15 protein-coding genes are annotated in these 20,180 nt (G+C 28.6%); 14 read left to right on the forward strand and 1 reads right to left on the reverse strand.

The window, feature by feature from the left end; genetic code table 11:
* Positions 1-98 precede the first annotated feature (98 nt).
* The 7 genes from ABVS04_RS07415 to glgB are packed head-to-tail and all read left to right on the forward strand — an operon-like array spanning position 99 to position 12,606.
* On the forward strand, positions 99-2,606 hold the full coding sequence (locus ABVS04_RS07415) for a sugar phosphate nucleotidyltransferase (protein WP_368030044.1): 2,508 nt from the start codon (positions 99-101) through the stop codon (positions 2,604-2,606).
* A complete protein-coding gene (locus ABVS04_RS07420; RefSeq protein WP_368030045.1) occupies positions 2,606-4,636 on the forward strand; it encodes a glycoside hydrolase in 2,031 nt (676 codons plus the stop codon). The genes ABVS04_RS07415 and ABVS04_RS07420 overlap by 1 nt, the downstream gene beginning before the upstream one ends.
* A gap of 20 nt (positions 4,637-4,656) precedes the next feature.
* Positions 4,657-6,699, forward strand: a complete 2,043-nt coding sequence (locus ABVS04_RS07425; RefSeq protein WP_368030046.1) for an alpha-amylase/4-alpha-glucanotransferase domain-containing protein — start codon at positions 4,657-4,659, stop codon at positions 6,697-6,699.
* Positions 6,692-7,723 (forward strand): DUF4931 domain-containing protein, encoded by a 1,032-nt coding sequence (locus ABVS04_RS07430; protein WP_368030047.1) that lies wholly within the window; start codon positions 6,692-6,694, stop codon positions 7,721-7,723. Before ABVS04_RS07425 ends, ABVS04_RS07430 begins: the two co-directional genes overlap by 8 nt.
* Positions 7,716-9,134 carry a glycogen synthase gene (locus tag ABVS04_RS07435; RefSeq protein ID WP_368030048.1) on the forward strand — a complete coding sequence of 473 codons (1,419 nt, stop codon included), beginning with the start codon at positions 7,716-7,718 and terminating at the stop codon, positions 9,132-9,134. The genes ABVS04_RS07430 and ABVS04_RS07435 overlap by 8 nt, the downstream gene beginning before the upstream one ends.
* Before the next feature lie 10 nt (positions 9,135-9,144).
* Positions 9,145-10,632 (forward strand): glycogen synthase, encoded by a 1,488-nt coding sequence (locus ABVS04_RS07440; RefSeq protein WP_368030049.1) that lies wholly within the window; start codon positions 9,145-9,147, stop codon positions 10,630-10,632.
* A gap of 18 nt (positions 10,633-10,650) precedes the next feature.
* Positions 10,651-12,606: a 1,4-alpha-glucan branching protein GlgB gene (gene glgB / locus ABVS04_RS07445; RefSeq protein ID WP_368030051.1), complete on the forward strand. Its 1,956-nt coding sequence runs from the start codon at positions 10,651-10,653 to the stop codon at positions 12,604-12,606.
* A 30-nt stretch (positions 12,607-12,636) separates the two neighbouring features.
* Here glgB and ABVS04_RS07450 read toward each other — a convergent pair whose 3' ends face one another.
* Complete coding sequence (locus tag ABVS04_RS07450; RefSeq protein WP_368030052.1) at positions 12,637-13,029, reverse strand: hypothetical protein; 393 nt, start codon at positions 13,027-13,029, stop codon at positions 12,637-12,639.
* A 127-nt stretch (positions 13,030-13,156) separates the two neighbouring features.
* Between ABVS04_RS07450 and ABVS04_RS07455 the strand changes: the two genes are divergently transcribed.
* From ABVS04_RS07455 to ABVS04_RS07485, 7 genes are all read left to right on the forward strand, one after another.
* Positions 13,157-13,519 carry a YbgC/FadM family acyl-CoA thioesterase gene (locus ABVS04_RS07455; RefSeq protein ID WP_368030053.1) on the forward strand — a complete coding sequence of 121 codons (363 nt, stop codon included), beginning with the start codon at positions 13,157-13,159 and terminating at the stop codon, positions 13,517-13,519.
* Between the two features lie 8 nt (positions 13,520-13,527).
* Complete coding sequence (locus ABVS04_RS07460; RefSeq protein ID WP_368030054.1) at positions 13,528-14,034, forward strand: phospholipase D-like domain-containing protein; 507 nt, start codon at positions 13,528-13,530, stop codon at positions 14,032-14,034.
* Positions 14,035-14,152: 118 nt separating this feature from the next.
* Positions 14,153-15,403 (forward strand): M48 family metallopeptidase, encoded by a 1,251-nt coding sequence (locus tag ABVS04_RS07465; RefSeq protein ID WP_368030055.1) that lies wholly within the window; start codon positions 14,153-14,155, stop codon positions 15,401-15,403.
* The gene (rmuC, locus tag ABVS04_RS07470; RefSeq protein WP_368030056.1) at positions 15,393-16,850 is read left to right on the forward strand and encodes a DNA recombination protein RmuC; all 1,458 of its coding nucleotides are present in this window, start codon (positions 15,393-15,395) and stop codon (positions 16,848-16,850) included. The genes ABVS04_RS07465 and rmuC overlap by 11 nt, the downstream gene beginning before the upstream one ends.
* Positions 16,851-16,872: 22 nt before the next feature.
* Positions 16,873-18,015 carry an SO_0444 family Cu/Zn efflux transporter gene (locus ABVS04_RS07475; protein ID WP_368030057.1) on the forward strand — a complete coding sequence of 381 codons (1,143 nt, stop codon included), beginning with the start codon at positions 16,873-16,875 and terminating at the stop codon, positions 18,013-18,015.
* A 3-nt stretch (positions 18,016-18,018) separates the two neighbouring features.
* A complete protein-coding gene (locus ABVS04_RS07480) occupies positions 18,019-18,912 on the forward strand; it encodes a neutral zinc metallopeptidase (RefSeq protein WP_368030058.1) in 894 nt (297 codons plus the stop codon).
* A gap of 12 nt (positions 18,913-18,924) precedes the next feature.
* A complete protein-coding gene (locus ABVS04_RS07485) occupies positions 18,925-20,178 on the forward strand; it encodes a diguanylate cyclase (RefSeq protein ID WP_368030059.1) in 1,254 nt (417 codons plus the stop codon).
* Positions 20,179-20,180 lie beyond the last annotated feature (2 nt).

The following is a 20,180-nucleotide window of genomic DNA, read 5'->3' on the forward strand; positions in this document are numbered from 1 at the left end:
TTAAACAGTTGTATAAAAAATATAAAATAATATCTTTTTTTCTATTTAAATTAAGATAGAATATCTTACACAGAATTATATTTCCTATAGGAGCGCAGATGAAAGCAGTAGTAATGGCCGGTGGTTTTGGAACAAGAATCCAACCACTAACAAATTCTCGTCCAAAACCAATGTTACCAATTATAAATAAACCTATGATGGAACATACAATGATGACTCTTAGAGACTTGGGTATTAAAGAGTTTATCGTTTTACTTTACTTCAAGCCACAAATAATAAAAGATTATTTTGGTGACGGAAGTGACTTTGGTATTAAAATTACATATGTAGTTCCTGATGAAGATTTTGGAACTGCGGGAGCTGTAAAACTTGCTGAAGATTTAATTGGTGATGAAAACTTTATTATTATTAGTGGAGATTTAGTTACTGATTTTGATTTTCAAAAGATTTTTGATTATCATAAAGAAAAAAATGCAAAACTAAGTATCACTCTTACATCTGTAGAAAATCCCTTGGAGTTTGGTGTTGTTATTGCAAATGCTGATGGTAAAATTGAAAAATTCCTAGAAAAACCAAGTTGGGGAGAAGTTTTTAGTGATACTATCAATACAGGTATTTATATAATTGAACCAGAAATTTTAAAATATATTCCAAAAAATGAAAACTATGACTTTGGAAAAAATCTTTTCCCTCGTTTAATGAAAGAAGGTGTTGAACTAATAGCTGGAAATGCAGAAGGTTATTGGAGAGATGTAGGAAATCCAGAGAGTTACCGTGATGTTTACGAAGATATATTAACTGGAAAAGTAAATATCAAAATTCCTGGGAAAAAAGTAACTTTCCCAGATGGTGTACTTTATAGTGAAGTTCCTTATGAACTTGATAAAAGCATAGAAATAGTAGGAACAGTAGTACTAGGTAAAAATGTAAAATTAGCTAAAGGCGTAAAATTAAGTAATGTTGTTTTAGGTGACAATGTAAGTATTGGAATTAATTCAAAAATCAGAAATACAGTAATATGGAATGATGTTGTAGTTGATAAAAATGCTATGTTAGATTCTTGTGTAATTTGTAATAATAATTCAATTGGGAAAAATGTTACAGTAAAAGCAGGTCTTATTTTAGCAGAGGGTTGTGAAATTGGTCAATTAGTTACTGTAGAAAAAGATGTAACAATTTGGGCAGATAAAATAATAGAAGATGCTTCAATTGTAAGTAATAGTCTTATTTTAGGAAGTAAATACAAAAATTCTATTTTTGAAAATGGAATGGTATTGGGGCATTCAAATGTAGAGCTTTCTTGTGAAATGGTTACAAAATTAGCAGAAGCATTTGGAGCTCAACTTCCTGTTGGTTCAACTGTACTTGTTTCAAGGGATTATCATAAAAACTCAAGAATGCTTAAACGTGCATTTTTAGGAGGTCTTTTATCAGCAGGTGTAAATGTAATAGATTATAAAGATCTTCCATCAGCAGTACTTAGACATAGTTTAGTAAATCATGATGATTATACAGCAGGTGTATATTTTGGTCAAAAACTTGAAGATGCTTCTAGTACAGTTCTTACATTTTACAATCATGAAGCACTTAGAATAAATAATGATATCTCTAAAAAAATTGAAAAAGCGTTTTTTAAAGATGCATTTCGAAGAGTTGATTACTCAAAAATTGGAAAAATTTATGAGTCTGATCAAGTTAAAGAGTACCAAATGTATAAACAATCAATACAAAATGTACTTTCATCACATCAATTTAAACGTGTAGGATTTAGAGTTGCAGTTGATATGATGCATGGAATGGCCTCTGGTTTATTCCCTGATATTTTAAATGAAATGGGTATTGATAATATTATGTTTAATGCTTATGATGATGAGCCAAGTTTAGCAAATATAAATAAACTTATAAAACGATCAACTGAAGATATGAGTGCAGTTGTAAAGGCTCTTAAATTAAATGCTGGATTTATGATTTATCCTTATGGTCAACGTTTAGATATTATGTGTGATGATGGAATTCCTCTTGGTAAACAAGGCTCATTATATGCTGTATTAACACTATTAAATATGAAAGCAAAAATAGAAGGGGTTAAGAAAAATGTTTTTCTTCCAACTTGGGCTGCTGATATAGTTTATTTTGATTCTTTAAATATTTCACGTGGACAATATTCGAATTTTACAAGTGCACAGTTAAAAAAATATGATCTTATTGCAACAGGAGAGGGGAACTTTACTTTTATAGAGTTCTCAACTCACCGTGATTCAATGTATGCAATTTTAAAAATTTTAGAAATGATGATTTCTTTAGATGTTACATTATCAAAAGTTATAGCTTCAATGCCTAGCTTTTATTATCAATCTTCAGAAATAAAATGTCCTCAAGCATTAAAAGGAAAAATGATGCGAATGTTCCTTGAAGATGCACATGGTAAAGAGTCTTCAACTCTTGATGGAGTAAAAATTTGGCTTGATAAAAATGATTGGATACTAATGATTCCTGATCAATATAATGATCATTTAAATATTTATATCCAAGCTGAGACTACTGCAAAAGGTGAAGAAATACTAGCTACTTATAGTGCTAAAATTTTAGAGTGGTCTAGACCGTAATGTCACAAAATTCACTTAACCTATGTTTCTTTTGGCATATGCATCAGCCAGATTATAGGGGAATGGATGGAGTAATGAGTATGCCATGGGTTTTTCTTCATGGCATAAAAGACTATTATGAAATGCCTTGGCTTCTTAGTTTGTATAAAGGAGTTAAGGCAAGTTTTAATATCACAGCACCACTTATAGAGCAATTAAACCTATACAAAGAACCACTTAAAAACGACTATTTTTTAGCTCTTTGGGCTAAAGAGCCCAAAGAGCTAGAAGAAAAAGAAAGAACTTGGTTAATCAAAACATGTAAATCTACGCAGTATGAAACTATGGTTAAACCAATAGAACAATTTAGAATTCTTTATAATAAAGAAGTTCTTAATGATAATGAACTAATTGATTTTGAAGTACTTTTTATGCTTTCTTGGTGTGGAAATTATCTAAGACATGAAAATATTTTTGTAAAAGAACTATTCAAAAAAGAGAAGAAATATTCACAAGAAGATAAGATAAAACTTCTGGATACTTTAACAGAGTTTATAAAAACAATTTTACCTTTTTATGCTTCTTTAGAAAAGCAAGGAATTATTTCACTTTCAACAACTCCTTATAATCATCCTATTTTACCATTATTATTAAATATGGAAAATGCAAAATATGCAAATGAACATACAACAATAGTGGATAATCATATCTCTTTAAGGGATGATGCAATAGAGCAAGTTGAAAGATCCATTAAGCTTTTTGAAGATACTTTTGGTTCTAAGCCAAGAGGTTTTTGGCCTGCTGAGGGAGCTGTTGATGAAGAGAGTATTGCAATTTATAAAGAGCGAGGAATTTCATGGATAGCAACTGATGAAGCTATTCTTTTTCGCTCACTTGAAGATGATACAAGAGCAAACTTATATAAGCCTTATGATTTTAATGGTCTTAGTATTGGCTTTAGAGATCATGCTTTAAGCGATCTTATTGGTTTTAATTATAGATTTAAATCAGGAAAAGATGCAAGTGATCATTTTATGCAAATACTTGAACCAATTGCTACAAAAGAAGATTCAACTGTTTTTGTTATCTTAGATGGTGAAAATGCTTGGGAATTCTTTCATGATAATGCCTATGATTTTTTTAATACTCTTTATAGCCGTTTTGTCTCAACAACTTGGTGCAAAACAGTTACTATGGATGAAGCAAGTAAAATAAAAAATAGAGGAACTTTAGAAAAACTAGCTTCGGGAAGTTGGATTCATGGTAATTTTGATACTTGGTCTGGACATAGTGAGAAAAATCGTGCTTGGGAACTTATTTATCAAACAAAACGTGACTATGAACATCACAAAAAAGATATATCTGAAGATACTAAGAAAGAGATTCAGTCTCAATTTCTAGTGGCCCAATGTAGTGACTGGTTTTGGTGGTATGGAGATGACCATGTAACTGAGTTTGGATCAGAGTTTGATACACTATTTAGAGAGCATTTAATTCTTATTTATAAACTTTTAAATGCTCATCCACCAGCTGATTTATTTATACCTATTATTTCACATAAAAGTGAAGCCTCTTTTTTAATCAAACCTCAATGTTCTATTTCACCACTTATTGATGGTAAAGATAGCTCATTTTTTGAGTGGTTGGGTGCTGGAAGTATAGATGAAAGTAAACTCTATTCAACTATGGATAGAGTTCGAGGTCCAATAGAAAAAATATATTATGGTCAAAATGATAATAATATATATTTAGCTTTTGAAGGTGAAATGAATTCCCTAAAAACATCAGATCTTGTACTTGAAATTTATATAGAAGAGATGCAAAGAACAATTTCATTTTCAATGAATGAAGATTACAGTGAAAATGGTGTTAAATTTGCAATTGATGAGCGTATAGAGTTAGAACTTTCAAAAATGAATTGCGTAGAATGTAGGCAAATTCATTTACGTTTTGAAATTCTTCAAGGAAAAGAGATTATTCAAACAATGCCAGGTTATGGTGCACTTGCCATAAATTTAGATGAAAAATACACAGCTAATTGGTTTGTGTAAAAAACAAAAATGGAAAAAATATGAAAAATACTACTAAACTACTTTTTGGAATTCATATGCATCAACCAATTGATAATTTTGATTGGGTAATTAAACATGGTGTAGAGGTTTGTTATGGACCATTTTTTGAAGTTATGAGCAAATATCCACAGTTTAAATTTGCAGTTCATTGTAGTGGTTGGCTTATGGAAGAGATAAAAAAGAAGCATCCTAAAGTTTATAAAAATATAAAATATCTAGCAGATCATGGAAGTATAGAGTTTTTTTCTGCAGGATATTATGAGCCAATATTAAGCGTAATTCCTTCAGAAGATAGAGTATCTCAAATAGAGATGTTAAGTAATTCAATACAAAAAGATTTCAAACAAACACCAAAAGGTTTATGGCTAACTGAGAGAGTTTGGGAATCAGCTTTAATTCCAGATTTAAGTAAAGCAGGTGTTAAATACACCGTAATGGATGATTACCATTTCCAATGTGCTGGTTTTGATGAAGAGATTTTAGATGGGTATTTTATGAGTGAAGAGGGTGGCTCTACTATGGGACTTTTTCCTATTAATAAAAAACTCCGATATGCAATACCTTTTTTAAATGTTTCAAGTGCAATAGATGCTATTAAATTATTTACAAGAAAAGAAAACTCAGCAGCAATTATCTTTGATGATGCAGAAAAGTTTGGAATGTGGCCAGGAACATATGAATGGGTTTATGAAAAAAAATGGTTAGAGTCTTTTGTTCAAGCTGTACTTGCAGATGAAACAATCGAAACTATGCATTTTGATACTTATTTTGAAAATGAAAAACCAAGGGGAATAGCTTATTTACCTAATGCTTCTTATTATGAAATGGGAGAATGGAGCTTAAGAGCAAATGACGCACTTAAACTTCAAGAGTTTAAAAAACAAATGGGTGAGAAAGTTTATGAAGATGAAGGCGTAAAATTCTTAAAAGGTGGAATTTGGAAAAACTTCTTAGTTAAATATGAAGAGAGTAATCGTATTCATAAACGTACTTTAGAACTCTCAAAAGCAAAAAACGAAGTTAAAAAGAAAAAATTTGATTTAGCATTACATAAATCACAAGCAAATGACTCTTTATGGCATGGTGTTTTTGGAGGTTTATATCTTCCAAATCTTCGTGACAATGTATATACTTATATAATTCAAGCTGAAAATATTCGTTATGGTAAAAAAACGATTTTACAAAGTGATATGAATGAGCTTGATGGTTATGAAAAAGTAAAAGCAGTTACCCAAAATTTTATCTTTAGATTTGACTGCGTAAATGGTGGACAACTAGTAGAGTTTGATTCAAGAGCCCATGAATTCAACTGGCAAAATACTCTAATGAGACGAAAAGAAGCTTATCATGAGCATTTACTTAATCCAAAAATAGAAGAACATAAAGAACATGAAGTTGATGGTATTGATACAATTCATCACGCAGCAGTAGAGGTTTCAGATGAACTAAAAAATTCTATAATTTATGATTGGCATTTAAAAAACTCTTTTGTTGATCATATTAGTGATGTAAATTTTAATTTAGATAATTTCAAATATGCAAACTTCAAAGAATTTGGTGATTTTGCTAATCAAGCTTTTGAAATGGAAAAAACAGAAAATAGTATTTGTTTTTCTCGTGATGGAGGAATTTATTTAGAAGAAAAGAAAAATACAACGCTATGTAAAACTTATACTTTAAATAAAAATGGTTTTGAATTTTTTCTTGCTTTAAATACAGAAGCAAAAGGAAAATTTAATTATGTGATGGAACATAATTTTCATTTTGCAGATTATGAGAAAGTATATATAAATGGCATTCTTTTAGAAGAGAGTGGTATTTTTGAAAACACTCATATTTTAGAAATTGAAGATTTGGCCCTTAATCAGAAAATCATTATACAAATGCAAATTTCTTGTGATATTTATTATTTCCAACTAAAAACACTTTCACAAAGTGAACATGGTTTTGATTTAAGTACTCAAGGTGTAAGTTTTGCTATGAAAACTTCATTTGAAGATTCTTTAAATATTCTTGGTTCTTTGGAGGTTTTTGATGTCTGATATACGTTATGACCGTTTAAAAGATTCATATGTTATTATCGCACCGGAAAGACTTCATCGTCCTTCAGGAGAAATTTATGACGTAGAACGTCGTGCAGAGAAAAGAGTTTGCCCATTTTGTGAAGGAAATGAAAAATTCACTCCTCCTGAAATCTTTGCAATGCGTTCAAGTGATAGCTTTGCAAATGAAAAAGGATGGAAAACACGAGTTGTACCAAATCTTTATAAAGCAGTACAAATAGAAGCCCCGCATGAACATCATTATGGAATGTTTGAACATTGGGATGGTTTTGGTGCACATGAAGTTTTAATAGATACAGCAGAACATTTTACTTCAATGACACAATGGAGTGAGCAAAATGTAATAGATTGGATTACAACACTAAGTTTACGTGTAAAAGATTTGAGAAAAGATAAGCGAATTGCATCTCTTTCTTTATTTAAAAATGAAGGTGTTGAAGCAGGTGGTACACAACCACACTCTCATACTCAAATCATAGGACTTCCAATTGTTTCAAAAGTAAAAAGAGAAGAGTATGAACGATTATATCAGCACTATAAACATAATCAAAATTCACTTATTCAAGTTCTAATTGAAGAAGAAATAAAAGCAGATGGAATTAGAATAGTAACTTCAAGTGAGCATTTTACAGCTTTTTGTCCATATGCTAGTTCTCATCCTTTTGAAATAATGATTAGTTCAAGAAAAGCATTAGGAGAGATTGATACATTAAGTGATGATTCTATAGAAGAGTTAGCATCATTGCTTCTTTTAGTCTTAAAAAAATTAAAAAAAGAGCTAAAACATTTAAATTTTAATCTTATTCTTTCATCTCCACCTCTTCAAAAGAATACCTTTAATGAAGAGTTGTTGAGCTCTATGTATGAAGCAAATAGATTTTATATTAAAATTATTCCTCGTATTTTTAAATATGGTGGCTTTGAGCAAGAAACAGATATTTTGATTAATCCTGTTGCTCCTGAAGTAGCTGCAAAACTTTTAAGGGAGAGCCAAAATGACTAAAGAATCATTACTATTTTGTTCAAGTGAAATTTATCCTTTTGCAAAAACTGGCGGATTAGCTGATGTTGCACATTCTCTTCCTCGAGCTTTACAAGATAGTTATGAGATTAAAGTTGTTATGCCTTTATATTCAAGTGTTGATAGAAAAAAATATGCAATAAAATCTTTGAAAAAAAACTTTAATATTTCAATGAATGATATTGATTATGAAGTAGAACTATTTGGATGTAATTATGAAGGCGTAGAGTATATTTTTATATACTCTAACTTACTTTGTGACAGAGAATTTTTATATGGTACACCAACAAGTGGTTATAGTGATAATGCCTTACGTTTCGCAATTTTTTGCCGAGCAATTATAGAGTTATTAAGGGTTAACACTTATACAATACTTCACCTAAATGATTGGCAAACTGGCTTAGTTCCACTATTACTTCAAGAAGAGAATAAAATTAATACAAAAACACTTTTTACTATTCATAATCTTGCATATCAAGGTTTATATTCATATGAAACTTTAAAAGAAATAGGAATTGATTCAAAATATTTTACAATAGATATTTTAGAGTTTTATGGTCAAATGAATTTTATAAAAGCTGCAATTGCATATAGTGATGCTATAACAACTGTAAGTCAAAGTTATGCAGATGAAATTCTAACTGTACCTTTTGGTTGTGGCTTAGATGGCTTTCTAAGATATCACAAAAATAAATTAACAGGTATTATAAATGGAATAGATAGTGAGCATTTCACACCTTGTAAAGATAAACTTTTAGAATATCCTTTTTCTAATTTGACTCAAAAGAAGCTTAATAAAAAAAGTTATTTAAAAGAAAAAAATTTAAAAGGTATCACTAAACCTCTTTTTATATTCATAGGTAGATTTACAGAGCAAAAAGGAGTTGATTTACTAATAGATAGTCTTGAACAAATTGCTTCAAATGATTGCAATATAGCAATTTTAGGGGATGGTGAGGAAAAATACCAAGAGAAAATTATAGAAATTGTAAATAGATACGATAATATTCATTTTGAGTTTAAATATAATGAAGTTTTATCTCATCAAATGTATGCTTCTGCTGATTTTCTTTTAATGCCTTCACTTTTTGAACCGTGTGGATTAAATCAAATGATAGCTATGAATTATGGTGCAATTCCAATAGTTCATAAAGTAGGTGGTCTTAAAGATACAGTTCATGACTATAATCTATTTGATAAGGATTCTACTAAAGGATATGGAATTTTATTTGAAGAAGTATCAAGTAATGGTTTGATTGATAGTTTTAATGAAGCTATGAAACTTTATGGAACAAAAAAAGAGTATAACAAAATAGTAAAACACAATATGCTTTGTGATTTTTCATGGAAAAATAGTGCAAAACTATATGATAAATTATATAAGCAATTATAAAAGAGAAAAAATGGAAAAATTAAATATTTTATTAGCAGCATCAGAAGTCGTACCTTTTGCAAAAAGTGGGGGTTTAGCTGATGTTTCAGGAGCTTTACCTAAAGCTTTAAAAAACTTAGGGCATGATATTCGAGTTGTAATGCCTAGATATTACGTTGTTGATAAAGAAAAATATAATCTTAAACTTCTTGAAGGTGCTTTAAGTGTCCATATGGGAAGTATGGGTGAAATGTGGGCAGGTGTTTATGAAGGTAGATTACCACAAAGTGATGTACCTATTTATTTTATAGAGTATGATGAATTTTTCGGAAGAAAAGGTTTATATGGTGAAGATTCTGAAGGTTTTAGTGATAATGACAACAGATATATTTTCTTTTCAAAAGCAGTAATGCAACTAGCTAAAAAGCTTGATTTTAGACCTGATGTAATACATGCAAATGATTGGCATACAGCGCATATTCCTTTATTATTAAATACTACTTATGCTTTTGATTCAAACTTTAAAAATACAGGCTCACTTTTAAGTATTCACAATTTAGAGCATCAAGGAAAGTTTTATAAGGGTGCGATGGATGTATTAGGTGTTGGTTGGGAACATTTTACAGTTAATGAACTTGAAGAGTATGATGGAGTAAATTTCTTAAAAGGTGGAATTGTTCATGCTGATGCTATAAATGCTGTAAGTAAAAAATATGCTCAAGAGATACGAACTTCAGAGTTTGGATTTGGTTTACAAAGTTTAATTAACACTTATGAATATAAACTTTTTGGTGTTTTAAATGGTGTTGATTATGAAGAATGGAGTCCATCAATTGACAAATTAATACCATATACCTTCGATATTGATTCTTTAGAAGGAAAAGAAAAATGTAAATCAGAACTTCAAAAAGAATTTAATCTACCACAGCGTTCTGAAGTTCCTATGATTGGTTTTGTTGGTCGTTTAGCAGAACAAAAAGGAATAGGTTTAATTGCAAGTTGTTTTGACAGAATTCTTGAAATGGATATACAAATAGTGCTTTTAGGAACTGGTGAAAAATGGGCTGAGAAATTCTTTAAAGAAAAAGCGGAACAATATCCAGAAAAATTTGCAAGCTATATTGGATATGATAATAAAATAGCTCATAAAATAGAAGCTGCAAGTGATATGTTTTTAATGCCTTCACTTTTTGAACCATGTGGATTAAATCAAATATATAGTTTAAGATATGGAACTATTCCAATAGTAAGAGCAACAGGTGGACTTGATGATACAATAGAAAACTATGATGCTTACCATAAAAGTGGTACAGGATTTAAATTTTATGATGCAACAGCAAGTGGTTTATTAAATACTGTTCAATGGGCTGTGGATATATATTATAATGATAAAGAAGGTATAAATGCACTTCGTACAAATGCCATGAGTAAGCGTTACGAATGGAGTAAGGCAGCTCAAGGTTATGAAGAGATTTATCATCATATAATTAGTGGTCGTTTAAATAGTAATAATATCTAAGAATAACTAGGAATAAATATGCAACACAAAATGTACTACAATTTATCAACATTAACTCAAATGGATATTTATCTTTTTAAGCAAGGCTCTTATACAAAAATGTATGAGAAGTTTGGTGCTCATTTTATGACACATAAAGGAAAAAAAGGTGTTCATTTTGCAGTTTGGGCTCCTAATGCAAAATCTGTTTGCGTTCGTGGAGATTTTAATAACTATGAAATCGATGCTCACCCTTTACAATTAAGAGACGATGAATCTGGAATTTGGGAGGGCTTTATAGAAGATGTAACGATTGGCCTTACTTACAAATATCATATTGTCTCTTTGTTTCATAATATAGTTCATGAAAAAAGTGATCCTTTTGCTTTTTATAGTGAAGTTGCTCCAAAATCAGCTTCACGTATTTATGAACTTGATAATTATAAATGGAATGATAAAAAATGGATGCAAAAACGACATAAAAATAATGCTTGTGATGCACCAATAAGTGTTTATGAAATGCATGTAGGTTCTTGGAGACGAAATCCTCTTGAGAATAATCGTTATCTTACATATAAAGAATTAGCAGTAGAACTTGTACCATATTTAAAAGAAATGAACTATACGCATGTTGAGTTTATGCCCCTTAGTGAATACCCATATTTTGGTTCTTGGGGATATCAAGTAGTTGGATATTTTTCAGCAACTTCTCGTTTTGGAGAGCCTGAGGACTTAATGCACTTAATTGAAGAGCTTCATAAAAATGATATTGGGGTTATTATGGATTGGGTTCCATCTCATTTTGCTGTAGATATGCATGGACTTATCAATTTTGATGGAACAGCACTATATGAACATGATGATCCAAGGCAAGGATATCATCCTGAATGGGGAAGTATAATCTTTAACTATGGAAGAAATGAAGTTAAATCATTTTTGATTAGTTCTGCTATGTTTTGGCTCGATATTTATCATGTAGATGGTATTCGAGTAGATGCTGTAGCTTCCATGCTTCACCTTGATTATGCAAGGGAAGAGGGTGAGTGGATACCAAATAAACACGGTGGAAATAAAAACCTTGAAGCAGTTGCTTTTTTACAAAAACTTAATGAAAGTGTTTATAAAGAATTTCCTGACATTATGATGATAGCAGAAGAATCAACAGCATGGCCTATGGTTACGGGACTCACATCACAAGGAGGTCTTGGTTTTGGGTTTAAGTGGAATATGGGTTGGATGCATGACACTTTAAAATATATGAGTTATGATCCAATTTATCGAGAACATCACCACTCACAACTTACTTTTAGTTTATGGTATGCCTTTGATGAACACTTTATGCTTCCACTTTCTCATGATGAAGTAGTGCATATGAAAGGTTCACTTATAAATAAAATGCCTGGAGATGAAGCACATAAATTTGCAAATCTTCGAGTTATGTATGCATATATGATGTCACATCCTGGGAAAAAACTTCTTTTTATGGGTGGGGAGCTTGCTCAATATTCAGAATGGCATTATGAGGGAAGTCTTGATTGGCATATGCTTGAAAATCCTTATCATTCAAAGCTTAAAAAAATGCTATCAGATCTCAATTTAATATATAAAAATCAAAAAGCCTTACATCAATATGATGAAAAACAAGCTGGTTTTGAATGGATAGATAATGGGGATTATCAACACAATTGCATAAGCTATATTCGAAAATCTGATAATGAAGAAGATAATATTTATGTTTTATGTAATTTTTCAGATTCAAAAAGAAGCCAATATAAAATAGGTGTTCCATATGATGGAGATTATGAAGAAATATTCAACTCTCAATCATCTTACTACCAAGGCTCAAATGATGGGAATATTGGTAAATTAAGTGCAAAAAAAGAGCAAATGCATAATAAAGAGTATAGTCTTGAATTAACATTACCAGCTCTTGGGGTTATTTATTTAAAAAGAGTAGTTAAAGCAAAAACTTTAACTATAAACAAATCAGCTTAAAACTAATTGGTTTTAAGCCTGATTATACAGTCAAATATCTCCAAAATTAGCAAAAGCACCTTCAATACTTGGGATATTTTTATAGTGAGTTGCTGTTAACCTTACATTACTTGTTTTAAGATCACATATTGCGATTCTAAAACTAGAACCCATTTGTGGTTCTACAACACAAATAATCTTATCTTCAATCTGTCTTGTTGCATAAATTGTACCTTGAAGATTAGTAAAAAAATACTTTGGATAAGTCAAGGGAGTAATTTCAACAATATCTATAGATTCTTGATCTTCAAGACTTTTCATTGTACTCATAGCATCTTCATAGGTCTCAAAGTGAATACACCAATCATCAAATTTTTTATTAAAATGTTCTAGATCTTCATCTAGAAAACCACCTGCTAACGATTGTAAAGCAAAAATAGACACTAAAAACACCTTTAAATATATACAATTTTGAAAATTGATTTTAGCATATTTAAGTTTTAAATTTAACATCATCTTTACACTTAAGAGTGTAAAATGAATTTAAATATTAAATATATGAGGTTATTAAGTGCAAATAAGAGTCTATTATGAAGATACAGATTGTGGAAATGTTGTATATTATGCTAATTATTTAAAATTTTGTGAACGTGCACGTTCGGAATTGTTTTTTCAAAAAGGATTATCTCCACATAATGGTGATGAATTTTTTGTGGTTAAAAGTGTAGAAGCTGAATATTTAAAATCTGCTGTATTTGGTGATTTACTTGAAGTAAAAACTAAACTTATTGAAAAAAAAGCAGCCTCTATTGTTATGAAACAGGAAGTTTATCGAGATAATGAGTTATTATTTTATGGAACTTTTAAATTAGCTTTTTTAAAAAATTATAAACCTTCAAAAATTCCAAAAGAATTATTTGAAATATTTAATTAGGAGTTTTTATGTTTAAATTAAAATTTAAGATTTTCTTATTTATTATTTTTTTTACTTCTGCTTTACTTGCAAATGAAGTTAATATAAATCCAAATCATGTATATTTTTTCCCAAAGCAAGCAGATGAAGCAAAAGATAAAATTATTGAATTAATCAATAACTCAAAAGATAGTATAGAAATTTCTATGTATAATTTTTCTTATAAAAAATTGGCAAAAGAGTTAGTAAAAGCATCTAAAAGAGGTGTAGAAATTAAAGTTGTTTTAGATAAAGAAAAAGTAAAAGATGACAATGATATATACAAATATTTAAAAGATAATGATATTAAAGTAATTATTCCTGATAAAAAATTACATACTAAAATAGCTATTTTTGATAATGAGACTGCCTTAATAGGAAGTTTAAACTGGACAAAAGAGTCATTTGAAGAAAATTATGAAATACTTTTATTATCTAATGATAAAAAAACAATACTTGATATGAGTGATTTTTTTAATAACTTTAATATAAGATAATAAAATAATTTCCATAATATTTGATAAAAATTATTATGAAAGTTTATGTTTACAAAAAATCAAGTAAAAATAAGCTATTATGCATTACTAGATTATTAAATTATATGAGGAATATTTTATGTTAGAAATTTTTGTTATTGCATATTGTTTATATTTTGCATTTAATATTTATACATCATTCATGCAAATTGGTTATGTAAAAGATGCAAAAAAGTTAAAGCCAATTATTTTAGATGCAAAAAAATATGAAGAAGCGGGAAACTACTCTATTGAAAAAGAGAAAATATCTATAGTTTCATCATTTTATGATTTTATTTTATTTATTTTATGGGTTGGTTTTGGTCTGTCTTTTTTAGACTCACTTATTCAAATTGATTCAATGTTATTAAAAGCTGTTGTTTTTGTAAATAGTTTCATTATTATAAATTGGTTTTTAAGCCTTCCTTTTGAGTTATATTCAACTTTTAATTTAAATAAAAAATATGGTTTTTCAAATATGACTCCTGCTTTATTTATAAAAGATACTATTAAAACTGCTTTACTATTTCTAATTTTTGGATCTTTAGTGATTGCTGGAATTAGTTTTATTATAAATAGTTTTGCTATGTGGTGGATTTGGGGATTTGTTTTTATTTTCTCTATTATTATTTTAATCAACATGCTTTATCCGGTAATTAGAGATAAAATGTTTGATAAGTTTGAGAAACTAAAAGATGAAGAATTGGAGAAAAAAATCGAAAATCTTTTAGATGAAGTTGGATTTAAAAGTTCAGGTGTTTTTTCAGTAGATGCAAGTAAAAGAGATAATAGATTAAATGCATATTTTGGTGGCTTGGGTGCTACAAAAAGAGTTGTTTTATTTGATACTTTAATTAAAAAATTATCTCATAATGAATTATTAGCAGTATTAGGTCATGAATTAGGGCACTTTAAAAATGGAGATATTATAAAAAATATTGGAATTATGGGTGTTGTTATGTTTGTGTTCTTTGCTATTTTTGGGAATTTACCTGATGAATTGTTTCTAGGCTTAAAATTACATAATGAGCCATATGCAATAGTTGCAGTGTTTTTGATTTTTTCTCCAATATTATCATTTTTCTTAATGCCTTTAATATCTTTAATTTCAAGACATAATGAATATGCAGCAGATGAATTTGGTTCAAACTTATCTTCAAAAGGGGATTTAGTTAGTGCTTTATTAAAGCTTGCAAATGAAAATAAATCATTTCCCTTATCTCATCCTTTATATATATTCTTTTACTATTCTCATCCACCTTTGGTAGAGAGATTTAAAGAATTGGGGTATGACGTACATGAATTAGATTTAAATAAACTTAATAATAAGGAATATGATTATGTTAGGTAATGGAATTATTGAAGTTAGTTATTTGACACTAATTGTTGCATCTATCGCAATATTAGCAGGATTATTAATTATTTTGCAGTTTTCACGACAAAAATATGAAAATCAATTAAAAGCATTACAAGATGAAGCCTTACTAAAATTAAAAGCTTTAAATGAGAGAATAGAATTAAATCACAGTTCATACGAAGGTCAAATAAATAGTTTAAATACAGAAAATAGAAAATTAGAAGAAGAAAAAGTATTAATAAAAGAAAACTTTGAAGATAAGTTAAAGGTTGTTGAAAAACACTCTTCAGAAATGAATCGTAATACAATTGAAACTTATGAATTAAAATTATCAAATTTAGCAAAAATCTCTGATACAAAAGAGAAACAACTTTTAAGAGAGTTTGAAATTAAAGAAGAGAATTTTAATGAAAAAATAACTTTATTAGAAGACTCAAAAAAACAGATGAAAATCGAATTTGAAAATCTTGCTAATAAACTATTTGATGAAAATCAGAAAAAATCAAATATAAATTTAGGTCAAGTTTTAACTTCATTTAAAGATCAACTTGATTCTTTTGGAAAAAGAGTAAATGAGATTTACAATGAAGAGACAAAACAAAGATCATCATTATTAACTGAAATCAAAAACTTAAAAGATTTAAATAATCAAATTGCAACAGATGCTGTAAATTTAACAAAAGCTTTAAAAGGTCAAAATAAAACTCAAGGTGATTGGGGAGAGATGATTTTATCATCTATTCTTGATCAAACGGGTCTTAGAGAAGGTAAAGAGTATACAATTCAAGGCTCATTTAATGATACTGATGGAAAAAGACTAAGACCTGATGTAATAGTGCATTTACCCTCAAAAAAAGATATTGTTATTGATTCAAAAGTATCTTTAAATTCTTATATTTCTTATTGTAAAACTGAAAATGAAGCCCATAGAGAAACAGCATCAAAAGAGTTAGTAAAATCAATTACTACACATATAAAAGGCTTAAGTTCAAAAAGATATGAAGAGATAGATGGTGTTAGAACTTTAGATTTTGTTTTAATGTTTATTCCTGTTGAAGGTGCTTTTATTCTTGCAACATCTACAGATGATTCACTATTCAAAATGGCGTTTGAACATAATATCATGCTAGTTTCTCCATCTACTTTATATGTTACTTTAAGAACTATTGAAAATATTTGGAGAAATGAACACCAAAATGAAAATGCACAGTTAATCTCTAAAAAGGCAGCTGATTTATATGATAAGTTTGCAGGATTTGTGGCAGATATTGAAGATATTGGTGCTAATATAAATAAAACTCAGAAATCCTATGAGAGTGCTATGAATAAATTATCTTCAGGAAATGCAAATTTAATCAAAAGAGCAGAAGAGTTTATTGAATTAGGTGTAAAACCAAAAAAACAAATATCTTCTAAACTTTTAGTTTCAGAAGAAGAGTAATATCATGGATTTAGCCTTTTCCTTGGCAAATAATTTTTTAATATTATTAGATGCAATGGCTATTTATGTTTTATTTGGTTTATTATTTGCTGGTATTTTAAAGCAAATAGTTCCTGATGATTTTGTTATAAAACATTTAGGGAAAGGATCTTTTTCTTCTGTTATTAAAGCTACATTATTTGGTATTCCACTTCCTGTTTGTTCTTGCTCTGTTATTCCTCTTGCACAAAGTCTTAGAAAAGAGGGTGCTAGTAAAGGTGCGGTTCAAAGTTTTTTGATTTCATCTCCTATTACTGGAGTTGATTCTATTTTAGCAACATTCTCTTTTTTTGGTTTAATATTTACAATTTTTAGAGTTATCTCTTCTGTGATAATTGCAATAATTGTAGGACTTATTCAGAATTTTGTGGATAATGATGAAAAAGTTATAAAAGAAGAAACAAATATTTCTTCATGTGGATGCACAAGTTCTTGCTCTTCAAATAGTGTAAAAAAGAGTTTTTCAATTAAAGCAGCGTTTTCTTATGCTTATGTGACACTTTTTGTTGATATGGTTAAACCTTTATTTATTGGATTAGTATTTGGGGCTTTATTTACTACTCTTGCACCTAAAGAATACACATCTTTACTTTTTGAAAATCAAATATTAACATATATTGTAATTATGCTTTTTTCTATGCCTTTATATGTTTGTGCAACCGCTTCATTACCAATTGCTGCTGCTTTAATGATGGAAGGAATGAGTGCTGGTGCTGCATTTATTTTTTTAACAGCAGGTCCTGCAACAAGTGCTATTACTATGAGTATTGTATATAAAACTTTAGGAAAAACATCATTAATTATTTATTTATCTACGATTGGGTTTTTATCTTTTCTTTTTGGTTTAGGATTTGATACTTTTTTTGCTGGTCTAAATATTTTACAATTTGATTTACACAATGAGGAAGCAAGTTTATTCTCACAATTTGCAAGTATGATTATGCTTTTTTTAATGGCTTATTATTTAATAAAACCTTTACTTTTAAAAAAGAAAAGTGAGAAGTCTTCTTGTTGTTCTTCTGATTCATCTTCTTGCTCTGATATAAAAACTGAAACTAAAGTTGACAATAAATTAAATTTTACAAAAAACAATCCAAATTCAAATAATTTTAAATTTAAGGTTTAATAGGTGAAGTGGGAAAATAATAGAAGAAGTTCAAATATAGAAGATAAAAGAGGTGAATCAGGTTCTAATTTTGGCTCTAGACAAAATAATTCTCTGATGATGTTATTACCAGTTATTAAGATGTTAATTGGCACAAAAATAGGAAGAATTATTTTAATAATAGGTGCTATTGCATATTTTATGGGCTTCAATCCTTTAGCTTTTTTAGATATGGGAATGACTCAAAATAATACTTCAAGTTCTCAAGTTATAAATACACAAAAAGATGATAAAAGTGCACAGTTTGTAAGTGCTGTTTTAGCTCAAACAGAAGATATATGGTCAAATGTTTTTAAAAAATATAATGCAAACTATATTGAGCCAAAATTAGTTTTATTTAGAAATTCAGTAAAAAGTGGATGTGGTTTTGCTTCTTCTCAAACTGGACCTTTTTATTGTCCTGCTGATCAAAAAGTATATTTGGATTTATCATTTTTTGATGAACTTGCAAAAAGACACGATGCTCCGGGTGATTTTGCCCAAGCTTATGTAATTGCTCATGAAATAGGTCATCATGTACAAAATATTACTGGAACAATATCTAAAGTACAAAATGCAAAACAAGGATTATCAGATGCAAAAGAAAATGCATTGCAAGTAAAAGTTGAACTCCAAGCTGATTGTTATGCTGGACTTTGGGCATATTATAGTAAGAAAGATTTTAATTCAATAGAAGAGGGTGATATTCAAGAAGCACTAAATGCTGCAAGTGCTATTGGTGATGATACATTACAAAAGAAAGCTCAAGGATATGTAAGACCTGATTCTTTTACTCATGGAAGTGCAGCTCAAAGAATGGCATGGTTTAAAAAAGGTTTTGAAAATGGAACTTTAGAATCTTGTAATACTTTTAATTAGATGAAGAAAAATATGCAAGATAAATTATTACACTATTTAAATGAAAGTCCAACTGTATTTTTTATTTTAAAAAAAGAAAATAAATCTTGGGAACTTGAATATGTTACTTCAAATGTAATAAATCTATATGGTTATAGTGCTAAAGATTTTTTATCAAAAAAAGTAAAACACGAAGATTTTATTTTTCAAGAAGATTTACACACTTTTAGAACAGAAAGTAGGCAGGTTTCAAAAGTTATAAAAGATGAATACATATATAAACCATATAGAATAGTTAAAAATAATCAAATAATTTGGGTAAATCATATCTTAAAAATAATTCATGATGAAAATGGCAGAATTAGCCATTATTATGGATATTTAAATGATATAACAGAATCACAAAAAATTAAAAAAGAGCTCGAAGAACATCTAAATATCATTAATAATAATGTTTTAATTAGTATTACAAATAAAGATGGATTTATTATAGATGTTAGTGATGCATATTGTAAATTGACTCAATATTCAAAAAAAGAATTAATTGGAAAGAAACATAATATATTTAGACATTCAAGTATAGAAAATAGTTTTTTTAAAGAGCTTTGGGAAATTATATTAAAAGGAAATATTTGGAAGGGAGAACATCTTAATATAAAAAAAGATGGTACGGAATTTTGGGTTGAAAATTCAATTACTCCAAATTTTGATGAATATAAAAATATTATTGGTTTTACATCTGTGTATAATGATATTACAGATAAAAAGAAAATATCTGAAATTTCCATTACAGATTTTTTAACAGAATTATATAATAGAAGGCATTTTAATACTATTTTTGATTTAGAATTTAAAAGAGCAAAGCGTGATAATAAGAATTTTGTTCTTCTTATTTTAGATATAGATTTTTTCAAACAGTACAATGACACATATGGTCACGATGGTGGAGATTGTGTATTAAAACAAATTTCAGATGTTTTAAAATCTACTTTAAAAAGATCAAATGACTATATTTTTAGATTAGGTGGAGAGGAATTTGGAATTATTACTTCTAATATTCAATATATAGGTGTTGTAAAATTATGTAATAAACTACTTGATGCAGTTGTGAATTTAAAAATAAAACACAGATCCAGTTCTATTAATGATTTTGTAACCATTTCTATTGGTGCTAAAATTGTGAAAACTTCAAATGATATCAATGATAAAACAATATTTAAATCAGCAGATAATGCTTTATATGAAGCAAAAGAACAAGGAAGGAATAGAGCTGTAATAAAAGAATAAAT

This window comes from Arcobacter sp. s6, assembly GCF_040884245.1.
Classification (GTDB): domain Bacteria; phylum Campylobacterota; class Campylobacteria; order Campylobacterales; family Arcobacteraceae; genus Aliarcobacter.